This window comes from Parabacteroides acidifaciens (assembly GCF_003363715.1).
Lineage (GTDB): Bacteria > Bacteroidota > Bacteroidia > Bacteroidales > Tannerellaceae > Parabacteroides > Parabacteroides acidifaciens.
On sequence record NZ_QREV01000121.1, the window covers coordinates 1 to 1,171 of the forward strand.

Below are 1,171 nucleotides of genomic sequence, written 5' to 3' on the forward strand. Positions count from 1 at the left end.
TTGAAAGAAAGGCGGTAAAAATTGTCATAAATATAGAATCGGGAACCAATAACGGAATTACCTTAAAAGGCTGGATGCCAAGCGGCGACTCCGCAAAGATTACGCCTCCGAAGATACCAAGTCCCAATTCAAGTAACTTGTGTAAAATGACACTGTCAACGGGAGTAATAGCACCGGCAACATCTGTCGATGCTGATAATCCTGTAAAAATGACCTGTGGAGAAGTTGCAGAGAATAAAGCAACAGTCTCTTACATTATGCTTCCATTAATTGATGCAACAGGTACCCCTGTTCCCACGGTCACCCTAAGGGTTAAAGTGCAGAACACGGGAGAATCGGAAGATGGGGGAGAACGGACCTATACCACCCAACTGAAATATCCGTCAGGCGGTTTTGAATCCGGCAAACAATACACCTATACGGCCACCCTGAAAGCCAACGGTATCACCTTTACGGGTGCAACGGTAGCAGATTGGACAGATGGTACACTCGGTGACGGTGGTGGCAACCTGACCCCGACAGAACCGGATAACGTAGGTAGCTAATAACAGATAGGGCGAATGAATGCTGATTTATCGGTGCGTTTGCTCGTATTTACCGGACGCAGACGGGCGCAGATAACGCAGAGGAACGCAGACTTATTTTCTTTTAAAACAATTAATGATCTGCGTTCGTCTGCGTCGTCTGCGAAATCTGCGTCCGGTAATACAAACATAGCGACACACCGATAAATCATCATTTACCATTATTTTTTAATATCAAATAAAACAACCGTGCAACAACATCCATCCATAATCGCCGGCCCATTATTGGCCTTCCTTCTTTTGTTCTCCTGTTCCTCCGGGGAGGAGATTCTGAAAGAAGAGATTCCTTCTGTTCAGCCGGAGGAAAAGATTGGCGTGTCGTTTAGCGGCAGGATCGACTTAGTCGAGACAAAGGCTGGGGATGAAGGTGTACCGGAAACGCCGGGTGAAGCGGCCACGACGCAAGCCCTTCGGAAGGATGTGAATGTCACGATCCGGGCCTATATGCAGCCGTCAATCAGTCAGCCCGCTGCCGCGCCACAGTCCTGCCGGGATTATTTGGCTGCGGAAGGCGGAGGCCTGGCGGTAAAAAACGGAGAAGAAGAGATGTTCCTGACAGCCGGAACCTATACGTTCTATGCCCTGTC

Annotated in this window: 2 protein-coding genes; both read left to right on the forward strand. The window is 48.6% G+C overall.

Annotation, left to right across the window (positions count from 1 at the left end):
• Positions 1–545: fimbrillin family protein (locus DWU89_RS20385; protein ID WP_187574958.1), on the forward strand; the 545-nt coding region annotated here is incomplete at its 5' end.
• A 228-nt stretch (positions 546–773) separates the two neighbouring features.
• Positions 774–1,171: hypothetical protein (locus DWU89_RS20390; RefSeq protein WP_147292175.1), on the forward strand; the 398-nt coding region annotated here is incomplete at its 3' end.